Source organism: Alteromonas sp. S015, from assembly GCF_036864485.1.
Classification (GTDB): Bacteria; Pseudomonadota; Gammaproteobacteria; order Enterobacterales; family Alteromonadaceae; genus Alteromonas.
This window is the reverse complement of the sequence record NZ_JAZETO010000007.1, coordinates 231,587-250,646: the sequence shown is the minus strand read 5'-3', so window position 1 is coordinate 250,646 and position 19,060 is coordinate 231,587. Positions and strand designations below refer to the sequence as shown.

General features: G+C 45.3%; 13 protein-coding genes and 1 pseudogene. 7 read left to right on the top strand and 7 right to left on the bottom strand.

All coding sequences use genetic code 11. The features are described 5' to 3' along the window. Positions 1-131: 131 nt before the first annotated feature. The 3 genes from glgA to arcA all read left to right on the top strand — a co-directional run bounded on the left by glgA (position 132) and on the right by arcA (position 4,172). Positions 132-1,556, top strand: coding sequence for a glycogen synthase GlgA (gene glgA, locus V7R42_RS14740; protein ID WP_334021022.1), 1,425 nt, complete (start codon positions 132-134; stop codon positions 1,554-1,556). Between the two features lie 107 nt (positions 1,557-1,663). Beyond that, positions 1,664-3,310: a sensor histidine kinase gene (locus V7R42_RS14735; protein ID WP_334021021.1), complete on the top strand. Its 1,647-nt coding sequence runs from the start codon at positions 1,664-1,666 to the stop codon at positions 3,308-3,310. 154 nt (positions 3,311-3,464) lie between these two features. After that, positions 3,465-4,172, top strand: a complete 708-nt coding sequence (gene arcA / locus V7R42_RS14730; protein ID WP_334021020.1) for a two-component system response regulator ArcA — start codon at positions 3,465-3,467, stop codon at positions 4,170-4,172. Between the two features lie 111 nt (positions 4,173-4,283). Here arcA and V7R42_RS14725 read toward each other — a convergent pair whose 3' ends face one another. Beyond that, entirely contained in the window at positions 4,284-4,577 is a 294-nt protein-coding gene (locus tag V7R42_RS14725) for a hypothetical protein (protein WP_334021019.1), read from the bottom strand. Positions 4,578-4,906: 329 nt separating this feature from the next. Beyond that, positions 4,907-8,032, bottom strand: coding sequence for a beta-galactosidase (locus V7R42_RS14720; RefSeq protein ID WP_334021018.1), 3,126 nt, complete (start codon positions 8,030-8,032; stop codon positions 4,907-4,909). 104 nt (positions 8,033-8,136) lie between these two features. Between V7R42_RS14720 and V7R42_RS14715 the strand changes: the two genes are divergently transcribed. Beyond that, on the top strand, positions 8,137-8,991 hold the full coding sequence (locus tag V7R42_RS14715) for an AraC family transcriptional regulator (RefSeq protein ID WP_334021017.1): 855 nt from the start codon (positions 8,137-8,139) through the stop codon (positions 8,989-8,991). Here the strand turns inward: V7R42_RS14715 and pmbA are convergent. After that, entirely contained in the window at positions 8,988-10,319 is a 1,332-nt protein-coding gene (gene pmbA, locus V7R42_RS14710; protein WP_334021016.1) for a metalloprotease PmbA, read from the bottom strand. The two genes, V7R42_RS14715 and pmbA, sit on opposite strands and share 4 nt — an antisense overlap. Positions 10,320-10,391: 72 nt before the next feature. Between pmbA and yjgA the strand changes: the two genes are divergently transcribed. The 3 genes and pseudogenes from yjgA to V7R42_RS14695 all read left to right on the top strand — a co-directional run. After that, the gene (gene yjgA / locus V7R42_RS14705) at positions 10,392-10,949 is read left to right on the top strand and encodes a ribosome biogenesis factor YjgA (RefSeq protein WP_334021015.1); all 558 of its coding nucleotides are present in this window, start codon (positions 10,392-10,394) and stop codon (positions 10,947-10,949) included. 60 nt (positions 10,950-11,009) lie between these two features. After that, a complete protein-coding gene (locus V7R42_RS14700; protein ID WP_334021014.1) occupies positions 11,010-11,378 on the top strand; it encodes a hypothetical protein in 369 nt (122 codons plus the stop codon). Positions 11,379-11,474: 96 nt separating this feature from the next. Beyond that, positions 11,475-11,660, top strand: a pseudogene (locus V7R42_RS14695) (dual-action ribosomal maturation protein DarP); the annotation flags it as partial. Positions 11,661-11,788: 128 nt separating this feature from the next. On the opposite strand, the gene V7R42_RS14690 reads toward V7R42_RS14695, so the two are convergent. The 4 genes from V7R42_RS14690 to V7R42_RS14675 form a co-directional block, all read right to left on the bottom strand. Then, the gene (locus V7R42_RS14690; protein ID WP_334021013.1) at positions 11,789-12,715 is read right to left on the bottom strand and encodes an acyl-CoA thioester hydrolase/BAAT C-terminal domain-containing protein; all 927 of its coding nucleotides are present in this window, start codon (positions 12,713-12,715) and stop codon (positions 11,789-11,791) included. An 80-nt stretch (positions 12,716-12,795) separates the two neighbouring features. Further along, positions 12,796-14,238 carry a metalloprotease TldD gene (gene tldD / locus V7R42_RS14685; RefSeq protein WP_334021012.1) on the bottom strand — a complete coding sequence of 481 codons (1,443 nt, stop codon included), beginning with the start codon at positions 14,236-14,238 and terminating at the stop codon, positions 12,796-12,798. Next, the gene (locus V7R42_RS14680) at positions 14,231-15,049 is read right to left on the bottom strand and encodes a carbon-nitrogen hydrolase family protein (protein WP_334021011.1); all 819 of its coding nucleotides are present in this window, start codon (positions 15,047-15,049) and stop codon (positions 14,231-14,233) included. The genes tldD and V7R42_RS14680 overlap by 8 nt, the downstream gene beginning before the upstream one ends. Further along, positions 15,042-19,037 (bottom strand): YhdP family protein, encoded by a 3,996-nt coding sequence (locus V7R42_RS14675; RefSeq protein WP_334021010.1) that lies wholly within the window; start codon positions 19,035-19,037, stop codon positions 15,042-15,044. Before V7R42_RS14675 ends, V7R42_RS14680 begins: the two co-directional genes overlap by 8 nt. Positions 19,038-19,060: the final 23 nt, after the last annotated feature.

Below are 19,060 nucleotides of genomic sequence, written 5' to 3'. Positions count from 1 at the left end.
CATGTGCTAATTTAACGCTTCTACCTGTTGCTCATGCCATTGCGTTCTCAATGCAATGGCATTCGGCGCTTTTTCCGTACACTATATTAAGCATTACAAGTGCACTGCACGTTACGCTCTGGGGGTTACCTGTGAATATTGTATTTGCTATTTCAGAAGTTGAAGAATTGGTAAAAACCGGCGGTCTTGCAGACGTTGGGAAGGCACTTCCTCTCGCGCTAAGTAACTTGGGCGAAAACATCACCATTGTTATGCCTTATTACCAAGTGTTAGCAGAGCAGTTGAATCTATCAACCATAACCGAGCAACAAACCCTGTTCACTGAAGGTCAGGTTTACCATTTTGATATTCGCTACATGCAATGGCACGATATTCCTATTTATTTTATAGACTCGCCTGAATATTTTAGGCGTGAAGGGCTATATGCCAATGCATTTGAAGCATATGAAGACAATGGTGAGCGTTTCAGCTTTTTCAGTGGAGCCGTTCTGCAAACGCTTAAAGCCATCGATAAAAAGCCTGACATTATTCACTGTCACGACTGGCACACGGCCATGCTGCCGTTTTTGCTTACTCACGACAAATCGGGATATTTTGACGGTACGCAAACCATATTCACTATTCATAATGCGGCTTTTCAAGGTGTACATAAGCTTGAGAGCATTCCCTTTCTTCGTCATCACCCAAACATTCTGGCGCAAGTGCACGGCGGTTACATCAATATGCTGCAAAGCGGTATTGAGTTTGCTTCCAAAGTGACGACTGTAAGTCCGAACTATGCAAGCGAGCTACTCACTGATTTGGGCAGTCATGGCCTTCACGAGCGTCTTGTAAATCGCCAAGCCGACTTGAGCGGTATTTTGAACGGATGTGACTATACTCAGTGGAACCCAGAGACAGACACATTTCTTCCAGAGAACTACAGTGTAGAGAACCTTCATCCAAAAACCGCATGTAAGCGCGCATTACAAGAAAAGTTCGGATTGCCTGAGAATGGCAATATTCCGCTTATTGGCATGGTATGTCGACTTACAGAACAAAAAGGTTTCAGCTACATACTGCCCATCTTGGATGACCTCATTAAACACAACATTCAAATAGTAATTGTAGGCACGGGGGATCCTAAAGTTTGCATGGACCTTGGTGAATTTGCCCAACAAAACCCTGACCAGTTTGCATTTATAAATGGGTTTAGTTCTGAGCACGCACATTTAGTAGAAGCCGGCGCTGATTTCTTCCTTATGCCGTCGCAATTTGAGCCGTGCGGACTAAATCAAATGTACAGCTTGGCCTACGGTACCATTCCCATTGTGCGCTCTGTAGGAGGACTAAAAGACACGGTCATCGACTACAGTAATGATAGAGAAGGCACGGGGTTTGTGTTTGATGAGCCTACGCCTAACGCACTATTGTCGTGCATTAGGCGAGCACTGCTGGCTTATTACGAAGATACTGATAAGTTTAGAACAATGCAGCAAAGAGGAATGCGAACCCGATTCACTTGGGAAGCGGCTGCGAGAAATTACCAACAACTCTACGTTTCAACCCTCAACTAAAGGGCTTTACGTACATTAATTATTGTTTATGCACGCCTTTCTTTTTACGCATTTTTGCGCCACTATTGATGTACGGAAGACGCGCATGGACAATACGCGAAACGGATATGACGGATAAAGTAGTCAAGCTTACTATAAAAAGCCTTTTTATTTGGGTGGTAATGTCAATTACTACTTTTTCGCTTGCGGTATTATCCAGCCTTGCCGTTTACACGCAAATAAAAACCTACCGTCATGAACTTGAGTCAAACGCTCTCATGTTGGCCAAGCTTGTCGCTAGGAGTTCGGCTATGTACCTCTATGATGAAACGCCTGAACGCATTGAACTCGCCCTGCGCAATCTTGCCGCTGCTGATCATGTCTTGAATGCTCACGTTTATAAAGCGCAAAGCGACAACTCGCAGCCTCAGATTTTTGCCTCGTACAATAAAGAAGGTCAGTTATTGTTAGGAGGTAAAGAAAATCAATTGGCCTCCATGTTTATGACGCCTCAGTTGGCTGATAATGGGCAGTATCTGGAATTAAGCGCAAAAGTCTTCGACACTGAGACTAACATTCAGTTGGGCTGGATCTATTTACGAATTTCTTCAGAGAATTTTAACCAGCTGGTTGGAAAGTCAATTTGGCTAAATTTAGCGGTAGCTTTAGCGCTACTGCTTATCAGCTTTTATTCCGCAGTGAGAATGCAGCGTATTGTGACTGGCCCAGTTGAGGGTATAGCTAACTTTTTGCAACGCACATCGCGGCAGCGTGATTATTCAGCCCGCGCTAGCGGCTCTACCATTAGGGAACTCGATATCTTAGCAGACGCCGTGAATGTCATGCTGTTTCGCATACAAGAGTACATGCAAAAGCAACGGCAAGCAGAGGAACAGCATAGAAAGCTGAATGCCAGCCTTGAAGATATGGTAAGTCACCGCACTACCGCCCTCAAAGATGCAAACCAAGAGCTCATTCAAACATTAGAAAAGCTACATCAATTCCAGCGCCAAATTGTACAGAACGAAAAAATGGCATCATTAGGTGACATGGTTGCGGGCGTTGCTCATGAAGTAAATACACCTATTGGTTTAGGTGTGACAGCCTCAACGATGATGTTAGATAGACTGGCTGTAATTCAAAAAGATTTCGAAAACAAAACGTTAAAAGCCAGCGCAATGAAGCGCTTTTTGGATGAAAGTAACGAAAACCTCAACATTATTTACCGCAATTTGAATAGAGCTGCCGAACTTATAAGCAGTTTTAAGCAGGTCGCTGTAGATCAAACCTCAGAATCTAGTCGAAGTTTTTGCGTTGTGCAGCTAGTTAATGAGATACTACTGTCATTACAGCCTCGACTCAAAAAATTAAAACACAACATCAACGTACATTGCGACCCTACCCTTAGCGTTGAAACGAAGGCTGGCCCAATAAATCAAATCTTGATTAATTTAATCATGAATTCGGTTATTCATGGTTTTGAGACCATGGATGAAGGCACCATAGATATAAGTGCCGAAATGGTGAGTAGCAATAAGCTCAAGCTTGTTTATACCGATAACGGAAAGGGTATTCCCCCAGAAATTCGAAAACGGATATTTGATCCCTTTGTTACCACAAAGCGTGGGCAAGGCGGTTCCGGATTGGGAATGCATTTGGTATACAACTTAGTGACGCAAGCCCTCAATGGTTCTATATCGATTACCAGTGAGGAAGGCAGTGGTGTGGAATTTGTAATTATCTTCCCCGTTGTTAATGCGAAAACATCAGAATAGTTGTATAAAGTATGAACTTTTCTTGATTTTTATTGGCTAACCCCAATACCTTAACAGTAAGAATATTCACAAGTTGCTTGCAATCAAGTACATGAATATTAAAATTTAACTAGTTAGTTGCTTAAATCGTATTTTTGAAAGAGTGTAGAACACCATGCAGACGCCAAATGTGTTAATTGTTGAAGACGAAGTGGTAACCCGTACCACGCTTAAGAGTTTATTTGAAGCGGAAGGGTATAATGTGTTTGAAGCCGAAAATGGTAATCAAATGCATGATTTCTTCGAGAATCACGCTATCAACTTGGTTATCATGGACATTAACCTACCAGGCAAAAACGGCCTTATTTTGGCACGAGAAGTTCGTGATCGTAAAAACGTTGGACTTATTTTCCTAACGGGTCGTGATAACGACGTTGACCGTATTTTAGGTCTTGAAATTGGCGCAGACGATTACCTGACGAAGCCGTTCAACCCTCGTGAATTGACCATTCGCGCACGCAACTTACTGTCTCGTACTACAAACTCTTCAGAAGATGACGATTTACCTAGCCGTGTTAGCTTTAACGGCTGGACACTTGACGGTGATAGCCGCTCATTGATTTCACCTAATGGTAAAGAATTCCGCCTACCACGCAGTGAATTTCGCGCTCTTCACCTTTTCCTAAGCAACCCAGGTAAAATTCTTACCCGTGAACAGCTAATTATGGAAATGACAGGACGTGAACTTCGTCCTAATGACCGCACGGTTGACGTAACCATTCGTCGTATTCGTAAGCACTTCGAATCAGATCCAACAGATGAAGAATTGATTGTAACCATCCATGGTGAAGGTTACCGTTTCTGCGGTCAGGTTGACGGCTAACGTTTCGCTTGTGAGAGTTATCAAAAGCAGAGAGTGTTAAATTAGCTCTCTGCTTTTGGTTGTTGGCTAACTCTGACTGTTTTGGATTTATCCAACCTTATCAATATCCCCTTATAATAAGTCAGCGACGTCTACCAATTTTTCAGCGGTAGTTTCGCATGCTAATGAAAGCTCTCCTTCTGGGCTTAACCCCATTCCCTTAACGAAAGAAATCAGCAACTGTTCCATCCAAACTTGGTCTCGTCCCGCTTTCAGATGTTTTATTATCGGCTTTATGTAACTGTCATATTCCCAATCCCAATCAGCCCTACAACGGTATAGGCCAATTGGGTCCCAATACTCACAGAGAATGCCTTTAACAATGTCGAATGCATCTTCTTTCGAAATTTTTTTTGCTTTCTTCATTTTTCAGACATCTCTTGCTTGGTGATAACTAGTATTGATAAATTTAGTAAGCGAGGTCAGGCGAAAAATATCAAAAATAACTCAGTTCAATACTTATAAGGGGCTCTCGGTCTCAAGTGTTTTAAGATACCGATAATGCGAATCAATATCAAATAGTAGTTATTATCAAGGAAATAACAACCATTTCTGGAGTTCAGCGGATGAAATTAAAGACAGCGGGTTTTCTGGGTTTGCAATACCCGCTGACTTTATTCATTGAGCAAATGTTGTTTTGTTAATGACTACAGCGCATTGCAGACATTGAATTTCCACTAACCATTTATCTAGCTTTAGTTGTGAAATATCACACTGTAGCGGTAATGCTTTTCTTCCAACAGGAATGCTTTGTGTGTACTTGGGCTCCATGAGTCATCGCCACCTACCCCCATGTGGGCATGATCAATGTAAACGAACACGCAATCTTGAGGCGTTAAATCACAGGTATGTTTTGCCTTATCTAGCTGTGCTTGCCCATATTCGCTCACATTAAAATAAAACTGCCCTTTTGCTTTTAGACTGCCCACTTCAAGTTGTTTACAGCCACAGCGTAAGCCGCTATCTGTTGGAAATATATAACGCGTTTGCATATCGCCGATAGGTAAGGAGTAGCGACCATAACGCGCCGCCGCTTTTCTGTCTGGATAGTTCTCAAACGGCCCTAGTCCTTGCCAAGTGATCGGCATGTCCTCTTGGGCCAACGATTTTTGGGCTACAGGTACTGCCGTTTGTATACCAATACGAGGCATGGGTGGTAAAGCATCATCCAATTGCACCTCTACCTCTACCGAAAGCTCGGCTTGTGAATTGATGGTATAAATCCACTTGGATGCCGCCACTAACTTTTCTGTATGGTGATAATCAAATAACGATGTTATACGCACGTCTTGCGCGCCTTGCTCAACGCTTACGCCCGTGCAAGTGCGTGTCCACTGGCCAATACCTGCACGACGCCAACGAGACTCCCACGCATTTGGGTCTGGGTTATCAACTTCACTTACCCCAATATCGTTATCAAGCGGCGCTCTGAAGAAGCTATCTTCTAGTGGCGCGCTGAGGGTTTCCTCTGCGGCTTTACGCCACGAGGTTAACAGCCCGCTTTCACTATTGAAGCTTAATACGTTGTCTCGCGCATGTACCAGCAACATCCCATCCTGAGCTTCAATTGATAGCTCACTAGTACCGTTTGTTATGTCATTATCATTAAGAGTAAATGACACTATTCCACGCTTATTGATTAGCGTCAGCTGAGCAGTGTCCATAACGTGTCCAGCACTCGCCCACGGGCAGTCACTTACTAGTACCACGTCAATGTTTAGGTGATAGTCTGCCCCCGCCTTACAATCAATATCAACAGCTAGACAAAAAGTTTGTGTTTGTTGCGGCCCGATATCGATTTTGCACTCGCCCTTTGCTCCGGCAATGGGTTTTCCGTTTTCTAGCACTTGCCAACGCAATAGCTCATTGTCTGTGCGTCTAAACAGGTAGTCACTGCTTACTTTAAGCTCAAACTTGTTGTCTTTTTCAACCAGCGAAAAGCTTAAGTGTTGCTGACAATATTTCGCCTCAAACAAATGCGGGTGTGGCGTTCTGTCGGGGAACAACAAACCATTAATACAGAACTGACGGTCGTTATCGGTATCGCCGAAGTCTCCGCCGTAAGCCCAGTAAGCTTCGCCGCTATTGGTGTGTTTTACTAATCCTTGGTCCACCCAGTCCCAAATAAAGCCGCCCTGAAGACGCGGATAGTCTTTAAATGCTTTCCAGTATTCATCAAAGCTACCCAAGCTATTACCCATTGCGTGAGCATACTCGCACAGGATCACGGGACGGTTTTCACCCGGCATTGACAACCATTTCTTAATCGCCCATTTAGGTACAGCATCGTCCTTAACGTCGGTATCAACTCTTGCGTACATGGGCGCAATAATGTCGGTGGCCGTTGTATCAGAGCCGCCGCCTTCGTACTGTACGGGGCGCGATGGGTCAAACGACTTTGCCCAGCCATACATCGCATCATGAGTGGGCCCATGGCCACATTCGTTACCTAACGACCAGATAATAATACAAGGGTGGTTTTTGTCTCGCTCGACCATTTGCGTGAAGCGGGCCATGTAAGCGCCGGACCATAGTGGGTCACGAGACAGCCTTCCCATGGGGAACATGCCGTGGGTTTCAATATTAGCTTCGTCTACCACATAAAGCCCGTATTCATCACAAAGCTCATACCATCTTGGATGATTTGGATAATGTGCAGTACGCACGGCATTAAAGTTGTTTTGCTTTAACAACTTAATGTCTTCTAGCATGTCATCTTCATTGATTGCATGCCCTTTTGTTTGATGGTGTTCGTGACGGTTAACCCCACGAATTAGCACGGCTTTGCCATTTACTAACAACTGACCGTTTTTCATTTCGACATTTCTAAAGCCAACGTTATAGGCTTCAAGGTCTACTGTATTGCCACTATCGTCAATCAGTGACACCACAATGCGATACAGATTAGGCGTTTCCGCAGTCCAGTGTTTGGGCTCTTTCACATGTAACGTTTGAAAAACCACATCATCCCAACCGCCCTTTTCATCAATACGCTTATTGTTAGTGCCGGTAATGACTTGCTCGGTAACAGCGTTATCGCCATCAAAAAGCTGGATACCCACTTTGAAAGTAGAAGGCGCATTAATAGCGGTACGAACTGATACAGCTGCGTCGCGATAGCAGGCGTCGAGGCTTGGCGTAACAAACACGTCTTGAATGTGGTGCTGAGGTTTGGTGACTAGATTTACGTCGCGGAAGATTCCGCTAAGCCACCACATATCCTGATCTTCTAAATAGCTGCCGTCTGACCATCGGATCACCATTGCAGCTAGACGGTTCTCGCCTTCAACTAAGTAGTCAGACAAATCGAATTCAGCCGGTAGTCGGCTGTCTTGGGAATAGCCTACGTACTCACCGTTACACCACAAGTGAAACGCGCTATTTACCCCTTCAAAGACAATATGATTGCGCTGTTTTAACTGGTCACTGGTGATGTTGAACGTTGTGCGGTAGCAACCCGTTGGATTCTCGCTGGGTACCACAGGAGGGTTCACCGCGAAGGGATATTTCACGTTACAGTAAATCGGTTTGTCGTGACCTTGCAACTGCCAGTTAGAAGGCACGGGAATAGGCTGCCAATTAGCAGACTCGTTATCACTGAGTGTTTTAGAAAGCAGGCTTTCAGGTACACTTTCTGGAGCATCAAATAAACGGAAATCCCATTGACCATTTAAGCTACGCTTTTGCGCATTGGTATTGTGCAATGCGTCTTTTAGCGTTTTATACCCGTGATGTGGACTGTGGGAATTGATGCGATTCCTCTGAAATACAACCGGGTTTTGCCAATCGTTTTGAGCCACTACTTGCGCAACATTAAGCATGTCATATCCTTTACTTTTTCGTTAAGCGCAATATAGCTAACTTTCATTAAATCCTTTATGCTCTAATCTTTCATATATTTATCCAAAACTATCATTTTACATTTATGCAACTTAGTTTCAGAGACATAGTCGATATAGGCCCCAACTGCTTTGAACGCTTTATTGATAGTAGTAACGCGCCAGAAATCAGCGATCTAGAGATTGAATTAGCTGGATGCTCTAACTTATCAGGTAACTATACCGTAGGTCGCGTTTCGCCTCCCAACCATACCTTGTTTTACAGCATTCATGGACAAGGAAAGTTTCGCGTCCCGTCAGGCGAGATACAGTTAAATGAAGGACAGTTGATTATTTTACCCGCTGGACAAAGTTTTGAAGTCACAATAGTCAGTGAGCAATGGGATATTATTTGGGTAAATCTAGCAGACGTCGAACGCTGGCAATCCTTTAACAATAGCAATGCTGTAGTAATGGATAATGCCATGCTAGAAGGACTACATCACGCCATGGAGCTACTTTATTTGGAACGTGACGTCGACAATAGAAGTGCAGCGATGCAGGTCGTGTCTAGATATCTGTACCGTATTATTGATGCGCCTTTGAACAACGTACATACTCACGATGAGAAAGAACAACGCCAGGTAAGCAGACTACACAGCCTCTTTTCTGCGGTTGAAAAACAGCTTCAGTTTGATTGGGATATGGAAAACTTAAGTGAGAAAGCGCATTATTCTGCCCCTCACCTTCACAGGCTGTGCTTGCAATTGTTCGGGCGAAGCCCAAAACAGCACGTTATTCATTTGCGTATGACGCGAGCCAAAAGCTTATTGCTAAGCACGCAGTGGCCCGTATCCTATATCGCCAGTTATGTGGGTTATGCAAATGTATTTACATTCTCGAAACGCTTTAAGAAATCCACGGGTCAATCTCCTTCAGCGTTTCGAGAAAGCGAACACTAACTGCCAGCTATCTTCATTTGGTCGATAAGCACAGAGCCGGTCTGTACACTACCGCGCACATCTTTTTCAGCGCCAATTGCCACGATGCCTTTAAACATATCTTTTAGGTTACCGGCAATAGTTACCTCGTGAACTGGGTATTGAATGATGCCATTTTCAACCCAGTATCCCGCTGCGCCGCGCGAGTAATCACCCGTCACACCGTTAACGCCCTGCCCCATCAGTTCGGTAACGAACAACCCTGTGCCCATTTCTTTAAGCAGGTCGTCGTCGCTGTGGCCCGTATCGCCTACTAACCAGTTATGAATACCACCAGCGTGACCATTCGAGCGGGTGTTAAGCTTGCGCGACGAGTAAGTGGTATAAAGGTACGTGGCCAGCTTACCTGCATCTACAATAGTCATATCTGAGCATGCCACACCTTCGTTATCGAAGCTTGAGCTTGCCAGCCCGCCTTTAATGAAAGGACGTTCTTCAATGTTAAGCCATTCTGGGAAAACTTGTTTACCGAGACTATCAAGTAGGAAGCTAGAACGACGGTAAAGGCTACCACCGCTAATGGCCCCAACATAATGGCCAAACAAGCTAGATGCGATGTCACGGTGCAAAAGAACAGGCACATTGGCCGTATTAATTTTACGGGCGCCTAAACGGTCTACAGTAGCTTTCGCGGCATCAATACCTACTGTACTTGCCGATTGCAGCAAAGAGGCTTTACGGCTTACTGTGTAAGCGTAATCGCGCTGCATGTCGTCATCTTGTGAGCCAATAACCATACAGCTTAATGAATAACGGCTGCTTGGATAGCCCGCATTTATGCCGTGAGTATTACCATACACACGCATGCCTAAATTCGCGTTATACGACGCGCCATCTGAATTTGTAATGCGCGAGTCGTAATTCATTGCTGCCGTTTCGGCTTCAATGGCAGTTTTAATGGCCTTTTCAGTATCTAACTCTTCAGGGTGATACAGGTCTAAATCTGGGAATTCAGTGGCGATAAGATCGGCATCGGCCAAACCTGTACAAGGGTCTTCACTGGTATAGCGTGCAATATCGACGGCTTTTTCTACCGCGAGTGTTAGCGCCGCTTTGCTCAGGTCGGCAGTAGACGCACTCCCCTTTCGTTTACCTACGTATACGCTTATACCTAAGCCACCGTCGTTGGTAAATTCAACGTTTTCAACTTCTTGCATACGTGAAGAAACGGCGATGCCCTGCACTTTAGACATGCTGGCTTCGGCTTGTGTTGCGCCTTTAGAAAGGGCTAATTTCAGTACATCATCTACGACATTTTGAATGTCGGCTAACTGCTGCTCAATTTGCATAGTAAGTTTCGCTGTCTTAATTCGACTGTGATAGTTACAATTTAGCTAAAGTGTAACACTAATGAGTTTGAAATGAGTGATCAGAAATACAATTCTCCTGAAGATCCTTACTTCGAAGATGCGCAAGCAGATGAGTTCGAAGAGGAAGAATTAATCAGTAAAACTGAGCTAAAGCGTCAAGCTAAAGAACTTCACAAGCTAGGTGAAACGTTGGTTAATCTTACCGATGCTCACATTGCTACAATCCCTATGGATGAAGAGCTTGCTGACGCGGTGGCTATTGCCCGCAAAGTGAACAAGAAAAAAGACGGTTACCGCCGCCAGCTTCAATTTATCGGCAAGGTATTGCGTCAGCGAGACATCGCTCCTCTTGAAGAGGCGTTGGCTAAAATTACCCATCAGCATCAGGCGAGCAATGCTGCTTTCCACGCTCTTGAAAAAGCCCGTGAAGCCGTAATTGAACAGGGCGACCCCGCTATTCAAAAACTCATTGAAGCGCACCCTGAACTTGACCGCCAAAAGCTTCGCCAATTTCACCGCCAAATTAAGAAAGAGCGTGAAAAGAATGCACCACCGAAAGCTTTCAGAGAGCTGTTTCAGTATTTGAAAGGCGTTATTCACGAAGATTAATGGTCTACACTTCGTTGATTCTCAATGTAAGTGCGATATTCACCTGCAAAAGGGGAGAGTATGAAAATATTTTCTAACCCTAACGCAAAACTTAAGAGCAAGTACGGTCAATATCAAATTGCAGTACTTGGTAGCATTGTTGGCGTGTCGGCTGAAGGTATTGCCGATGGTTCAGCCATTGAACGCTATGCGCGGGATATGATGGATGTAATTAACAGCTTTGGTGGGAGTCACTGGGCATTTTTAGGTTTTTTGCATGGTTCTGCCCTTCTCACTAAATCAGGTGAGACAGAACTACAGCGTTCAATAGAATGGCGTGCAAGGCATGGAATGGCGTGCAAGGCATGGAATGGCGCTTGGCGCGCTAGTTATCGGCGATACCACGGTGCAGCCTATTGTAAGAGCGCAATTTCAGAGAATTTACGATAATGCAGGCCTTGAGCTAGGTATTTTTACCAACGAGGAAGATGCTATTGAGTGGCTCAGCGAAAAAGGGTTTGAAAGTTAGCCACGACGCATAACTATTCGCATACAAAACTAGAAAAAGCCCGTGAAGCCGTAATTGAACAGGGTGACCCCGCTATTCAAAAGCTGATTGAAGCGCACCCTGAACTTGACCGCCAAATTAAGAAAGAGCGTGAAAAGAATGCGCCGCCTAAAGCTTTCAGAGAGCTGTTTCAGTACTTAAAAGACGCCATGCTAGATGATTAAAAAGGCGCGTTCTCTGCAATGAATACACATGGCTTCCAAGAGGTGGAAGCCAGCTGTTGTGGCTTATCTTGCGAAGTACAACCAGGAAGTCTAGACAATACCTAATTCAAAGCAACGTTAAGATGATTCTACGCTTTTTTCCCGTTGGTTTCACTTTGGCAAGTAGTCTTAAAATGTCTATTTAAGAAGGCTATTGCACGATCGTGGTAGTCGCTTTGAGGCGTAAAATGATTACCGCCAGGTGCCACAATATGTTCGTACGGGTAAGCAAATTTGTTTTCCTCAAGCCGCTTTATGACTCTGTCCGACATTTCTGCAGACGGCCAAACATGATCGTTTTCACCAGATACTAGCAACACTGCCCCCTTTATATTCTCAACGCGAATCGCTGCATTTGCTGCTTCCTGCGCGCCTTGTTCAAGAGCAATGTTATGTGCCTCGCGAAAATTTCCGGTAAGCATTTTAGGAATAGCGCCATTTGGTATCTGAACAAAGGGGATGTCACGACCATTGTGCTGAAACGAAGCGGTAGACGCTCCTGTCCTAAAAGAGGGGCTTGCAAAAGAAACGTGGCTCCCAGCGAACGCAACAGCACCGTCGATGTCGGGATATAATGATGCAAGCAGCAAAGCCAACTCAGCCCCCTTAGAGCCTCCCATTACGACAACACACTGAGAGTCAATAAACGGCAATTGCTGGGCCTCTATTACTTTCTCGTAAATTGCATCTAGCGATATACGATCAAGTTCTTCAGGTAAACCTGGCATCTTGAAATACCCTACCGCGAGAACAGCGTAGCCCGCGTCTAAATACAGGTTTCGTTCAGATACATTGGATGGCTTTGTCATGCTGTTGCCACCTTCGCTGCCGCCAAAATAAACAAGCAGGGGGCGCGTTTGTGACTTGTCCGTGAAAAGGGCAGTGTCTACATTGCCATAGTTTTCGATGGGCTTCGTGCTGTCAAAAGAAAGCTGAACAAAAAGAGCGTATCCTGCAGCTGAGGCCACTAAAACCAGTACTGCGATAGCCATCCATTTTAATACACTAACAATCATTGATAATTCCTTTTATCTAGAAAAAGCACGAAGCAAAGTACTGACTTGCATTGGCGCAAGCCAGTGGAAGTGTACAATTATCAGGCGGTTCCGCCTACCGTCAGTTCATCTATTTTAAGCGTAGGCTGACCTACACCTACCGGTACGCTTTGACCGTCTTTACCGCATACACCTACGCCTTTATCTAGGGCAGTGTCGTTACCAATCATTGAGATTTTTTGCATAACCTCTGGACCGTTACCAATTAAGGTAGCCCCTTTCACCGGTGCGGTAATTTTACCGTTTTCAATTAAGTAGGCTTCCGCGCTAGAAAATACAAATTTTCCTGACGTAATGTCTACCTGTCCGCCAGCAAAATTCGGAGCATAAATACCTTTGTCGATAGACGCGATAATTTCCTGCGGATCGTGTTGGCCTTCCAACATATAAGTATTCGTCATACGGGGCATAGGCAAGTGCGCATAGGATTCACGACGACCGTTACCGGTAGGTGCAACGCCCATAAGCTTGGCGTTGTGTTTATCCTGCATATAGCCTTTCAAGATACCATCTTCAATAAGCACGTTATGCGCTGTTGGTGTGCCTTCATCGTCTACCGACAACGAGCCACGACGGTCGTTTAATGTGCCATCGTCAACAACCGTCACGCCTTTTGCCGCAACGCGCTGACCAATACGGCCACTAAATGTTGATGCCCCCTTACGGTTAAAGTCGCCTTCAAGGCCGTGCCCTACCGCTTCGTGAAGTAAAACACCAGGCCAGCCGTTACCTAATACTACAGGCATAGCGCCTGCCGGTGACGCCACAGCCTGCATGTTAACGCGTGCCATGTGAAGAGCATCTTCTGCCAACGTTTCGTAATACGGTTTGCCGTTTTCGTCTTGCTTAAAGAACGAGTAGGCATAGCGACCACCTGCCCCCGCTGAACCACGTTCACGTCTATCGCCTTGTTCTAGCAATACCGAGCAGTTCAAGCGCACCAGCGGACGAATATCAGTAGCTAAAGTACCGTCACTGCCAGCAACTAAAATTTCTTCATATACACCGCTTAAGCTCACCACTACCTGATTGGCAGACGGCTCTTGCTTGCGAATATAAGCATCTACTGCTTTTAAAAGCGAAATTTTCTCAGCGTCTCGCATAGCAAGAATAGGGTTATTTTCGCTGTATCGCGCTTGCACTGGTTTTTGTCCAAGCGAAGCAACTTGTTGTGACCCGCCGCTTTGCGTAATACCGCGGGCTGCTTTACACGCTTTAGTCAACGCTTCTTCGCTTATTTCATCTGAATAAGCGAACCCCGTTTTCTCGCCGCTAATAGCACGCACGCCTACGCCGCGCTCTATGTTATAGCTGCCTTCTTTAATAATGCCGTCTTCCAACACCCAGCTTTCGTGCTGGCTTGACTGAAAATATAAATCAGCATAGTCGGTATCGTGACGATGAATAGTCGCTAAAGCACGCTCTAGCTTAGTGATATCTAGCCCTGAGTCAGATAATAAATGACGCTCAACAGATTTAGACAAAGTGACTCCTGAATCGGTTATGTTCGGCAACCGGCATATTCTGTTTGATGGTTTCTCTTTCTGCAATGTCTACTTTTGCCGACACGAACCCTACGTCAGTTTTACGTTCGACAAGGATCTCGCCCCAAGGCGACAGTACAAGACTGTGACCGTATGTTTCGCGGCCATTTGCATGCACACCACTTTGATTTGCAGCTACCACAAAGCACTGCTTTTCAATGGCTCTGGCTTGCAGCAACGCATGCCAGTGAGCTTCTCCGGTGCGCTGGGTAAAGGCCGCTGGCAACACCAAAATATCGATATCGCCCATTGCAGTAAATAACCCTGGAAAGCGTACATCATAGCACACCGCAAGACCAATGTTGCCTATTGGCGTTTCAACAGTAACCACCTTGTTGCCCGCTTCGGTTGTCGCCGATTCACGATAACTGCCCGTGTTGTCGTTAACTGATACATCGAACATGTGAATTTTGCGGTAGTCTGCTAACACATCGCCATTGGGGCCAAACAGCATACAGGCTGCGGAAAACTTCTCTGGGCTATTGGTTTTCACTGGAAACGTACCCGAGGCCAGATAACACTGGTATTGTGCAGCAAGCGCTGACAAACGGCGCTGAATCTCACCTTCGCCCTTTGTTTCTGCCACAGCAAGTTGGCCTTTGTCTTTACCGCCGAAATAAGCAAAACACTCTGGAAGCACAACTAAACTGTCTTTCTCAATCTTTGCCGATGCCATTTCGTCTGCAACGGTGTCGAGATTTTCTTCTACGCTTGGCGCAGATGTCATTTGTAGTGCAACTAAATTAACCATCGATCACCTCCATTTTAATCCTGCGTACGTCATCTTCCGTTAATGGCCTGTCTTGCGGGTTGACCGGTACAGGCGCATTTTGCGCAGGTAAGCTGATGTCTTTGCTGTTGCGCTCAACTTCGTCGAACTTAGGATCTTTTATGGTGCCCGTCACACGATAGTTCACATTCGAAATAACTTTCGCAGAGGTTAGCACTTGATCAATAGCAAGGGCTGCCAATGCAGTAGGCGGCGTAGCCAAGAAATACACCAGAAACGGTAAGTTCCCAGTTACGTTTGGCGCAAACGATACGTTGTAATTTAACCCACCTGTATTGAGATCGGTGAAACCAGTGATTTCTATTTCACCCGCGCCGCCGTCAATTTCAGTATCGTCAGTGTAGGCTTTGCCATCAACAATACTTAACGTACCGCCCATGTCGTCGTAGAAAAATCCCTTAGCAAAAACGTCTCGAAAATCGAGGCTTAGCTTGCGCACTAACGAATTCAAGCTAAATAGGGTAAAGATACGTGACCCTTTATCACTCAACTCGGTGAGATATCCATCAGACAGCGACCATTCTACGTTACCGTTTAGTTGCTCAAACCCGAAGTCCATTGGCGCATTTGGCCAGTTGATATCAAACGCGACGTTTGCGCTAGAATCTTTTATTCCTGATTCAACACCGTACTCTTTTAGCATCTGCCCAACGTCGGGAGACGTTAATGTTCCGTTTAACGCGCTTTGAATCTCGCCTCCCATGTGCTTCCAATAACCCGTTGCGGTAACGTTAGTTTCATCAGATTTCACTAGAAGCTGGCGAATGGCTAAACCATTCTCTTCCTTTGCGATGTCTAAGGTAATTTCACCTAAATCGATGCCGTGCACGCCACAGGACTGACAATAAAAATAAATGGGCGGAAGTGAATTAGGGTCAATATTGTAGGGCGACTCGCCTTCCTCATTTAGCGTAGCGCTATTCGTCGCTAATACGACGTTGCTGTTTACGCCGTCCTTTATAGCCACCTCTGTATCAACAGGCTTCTCTAGTGATAAGTAGTCGGCATTTATTTCAATGCCTTGCTCGTCCAAATCACTATTAATACGAACAGTGGCTCTTGCTTGAGGCGACGCTAAGTCTAAGATCCAATCTTTATTGCGTTCTGTTGCACTGAGCTGCGCATCTTTAATACTGTGGCCAGCAAAATTTAGCTTGTCGGCTTTGGCGAATATCCGCGAGGGAGTACCAAACAAATTCGCTTTTTTGCTTTCGTTTGATTGGATACTCGATTGGGCATTTGTTTTTGTAATGGCGGTGCTGGTGTCTTTCCCTTTGCCAGAAAGTAACATATTAATAGTGGTAAACCATTCTTGCACATCAGCTTGAGCTAGATTCGCACTGATACTAAAACCTGTACCAATATTGGCTATATCGCTTTCGCCAAGTGCCAAGTGCGCACGTGAAAACTGCATTTCTTTGTGCGGTAGTACGCCATCAAAACGGATGTTATCACCAAGTGACGCTTCCACATTTGATGCTTTGCCATCGCCAGTACTGGTAATAAGCAGCGGTAAACTGCTGCCCGCTGGTGTATCGAAGGGAGCAGGCAATACACTTTGTGTCGCCGTTAAATCTGCAGTTAAATTGGCGGTATAGTTAAATCCACTGTTTGAAAGTGACAGATCGACTGTAGTGTTCCAATCACTTTCGCCGTCGATGTATTCGGTGAGATCCGTGTTCACATAGTTAGCCAACGGGTGTACATGCCACCGTCCACTTAACTCTACATTTAGGTCATACGTGTTGCCCTGTCTACCGGATAACGACAAATTCACCGGCTGTTTAAGAAAGCGCGCTTGAAGTCCACTTGCGTCTATATCGCCATTAACAAATGACACCTCTCCCGATGCCTTATCAAACAGCATATTTGTGGTTGTAATGTAAACAGGGTTACCCGACAAATGCGCCGTTCCCGACGCCACCACATCTTTGCCTTTGAACGGGATATCAAGCTTTATGTCGGCAGATAAAGGCCCGCTAATTTGTACCTCATCGTTAAGTACTTTGCCTAAAGACTTTTCAAGGGACGAATCCATCATTAACGCGGCTAGCGCATCCCCAGTGCCTGTGCCAATAGCGTAAATAAGCAAGCGAGCATCGGAGGTGAAGCTTGGGATAGCTGCCGACATATTACTGATTTGCATACCAGCGAGTGTTGCGCTCGGGCTCTCCATTACCAATGCATTGTTCACGAAATACAAAGATAGATCTAAGTTATTAAGTGCCGGCCAGTCTGGCGCAAAAAGAAAATCCCCCTGCTCAATATCGACATACGCCTGAAAAATGCCAGTGTTGTCTTCAAACGGGAAGTCACTCGTGCGACCGTGCCAGAGCACGCGCGCTTTCGCGATTTCACCTTTCCCTGTAAACGCTCGCGTGAGGTATTTATCGGTATTTGCTCCCATTAAAGAAGCGGGAAATAAACTGCTCACCTCATTTAACGGCAATGGACTTACATCCACATAAAGCGACATAAACCCCGTCGAAGTATTCAGCTTGAACTGCGGGTGAAGGGTAACGGCATCGCTATCTAGCAGCATATTGCTGCCTTTTACTACCCACTGCTTGTCTTCGCTATCGACCTGCTCGGGGTAAATATAAAACTGGGATTTAAACAGGTTTATATTGACGTCTTTCTTAATTACGCCGTTGGCACTTAGTAAGCTATCCGCACTTTCTAAGTAAATAGCGCCATTATTTTTATACCAGAAAAAGTCTGCGTCTAGGGACGAAAGACCTGGTATCTTATCTGTTTTGTCCCATTGCAAATCTAGCACTTTAGCCGCTAAAGAAGGTTGGCCGTTGTGCCATTGAATCTGTAACGTGGCCAACTCGCCTTTTGGGTTAAGCCCTCGTATTTCTTCTTCATTGGTATCATCCATGAAAAGCGGTAGCAACAGCAAAAAGGGGTTAATTTGCACTGGCTTTACGGTGTTTATCAGCACATCACCGTTTGCACTTATACTGCCAATTAGGTCTGTGGTAAGGGTCTCGTTGCTCGAATTAAGCACCAATTGATCAACCCGAACATTCCAGCCTCCCTGCTTGTTCTCATCGTTAGGCAACGCCTGAAGACTACCTCCGCTGATACCTGTTACCGTTTTCGCGCGGCCACTGCCCCACTCTAGAAGGCTTTCACTAAGCTCGGCTTGTACGCTAGTGACTTCGCTTTGAGAAAAGTTAGTCCATACTTCAAAGTTTGCGCGGCTTTGCGCTAGTGGACGCTTGGTTTTGATGAGATCGCTGACCCACGGAGAAATATCCAGCTCTTCTGCTTTTGCGTAGAACACGCCGTCAAAGTCTTCCCGCGTGCCCGTTATGTCGATGATGAACGACGCAGAGTTAGCCGCTAAATCTGCAACCTTAAGCTGCCCTAAACCTTGGTGCCGCTCTTCATGGTTATTCCAGGATAAACTTTCGATATCAAAAGAATTAGTTTCATTGAGATGCGTAATTGACACGACGCCATCTTCTAATGAGAAGCTTTGAAGCTGTTCTAGAAACAGGCGTTCAAGGGCATTCACCACAGGGAAATTGTTCTTACCACCGCCAGAGAGACGATCAGCATCAATATCAAGCTTAAGACCACGCAGCTCGAAACGTGTAGATGAGATAAGTTGATGACGTAGCGATTGCCAAAAGTCTAGCTCGACGTAGATTTGCCTGATATCCAACGCAACAGGGGATGCATCGTTTTTAGCCAACGACACCGAATTGAGCACAATACTTGGACCATTGCGCTGCCAAACAGCATGCACACTTTGAATGGATAGGTTTACGCCATACTGCTCATTAATATAATTTTCCAACAGGTGTTTGTTGTGCTCAATATGCGGCAGAGCATAGCGTGCAGCGCTTAAAAAAAGCGCGAAAATTACAAGTAATACGGCGAGTAGCAGCCAGAACTTCTTAAGTAAATAGGCGGCTACCGACGAAAAATTTGTCACATTTTGCCTTTGTATACGTTAAT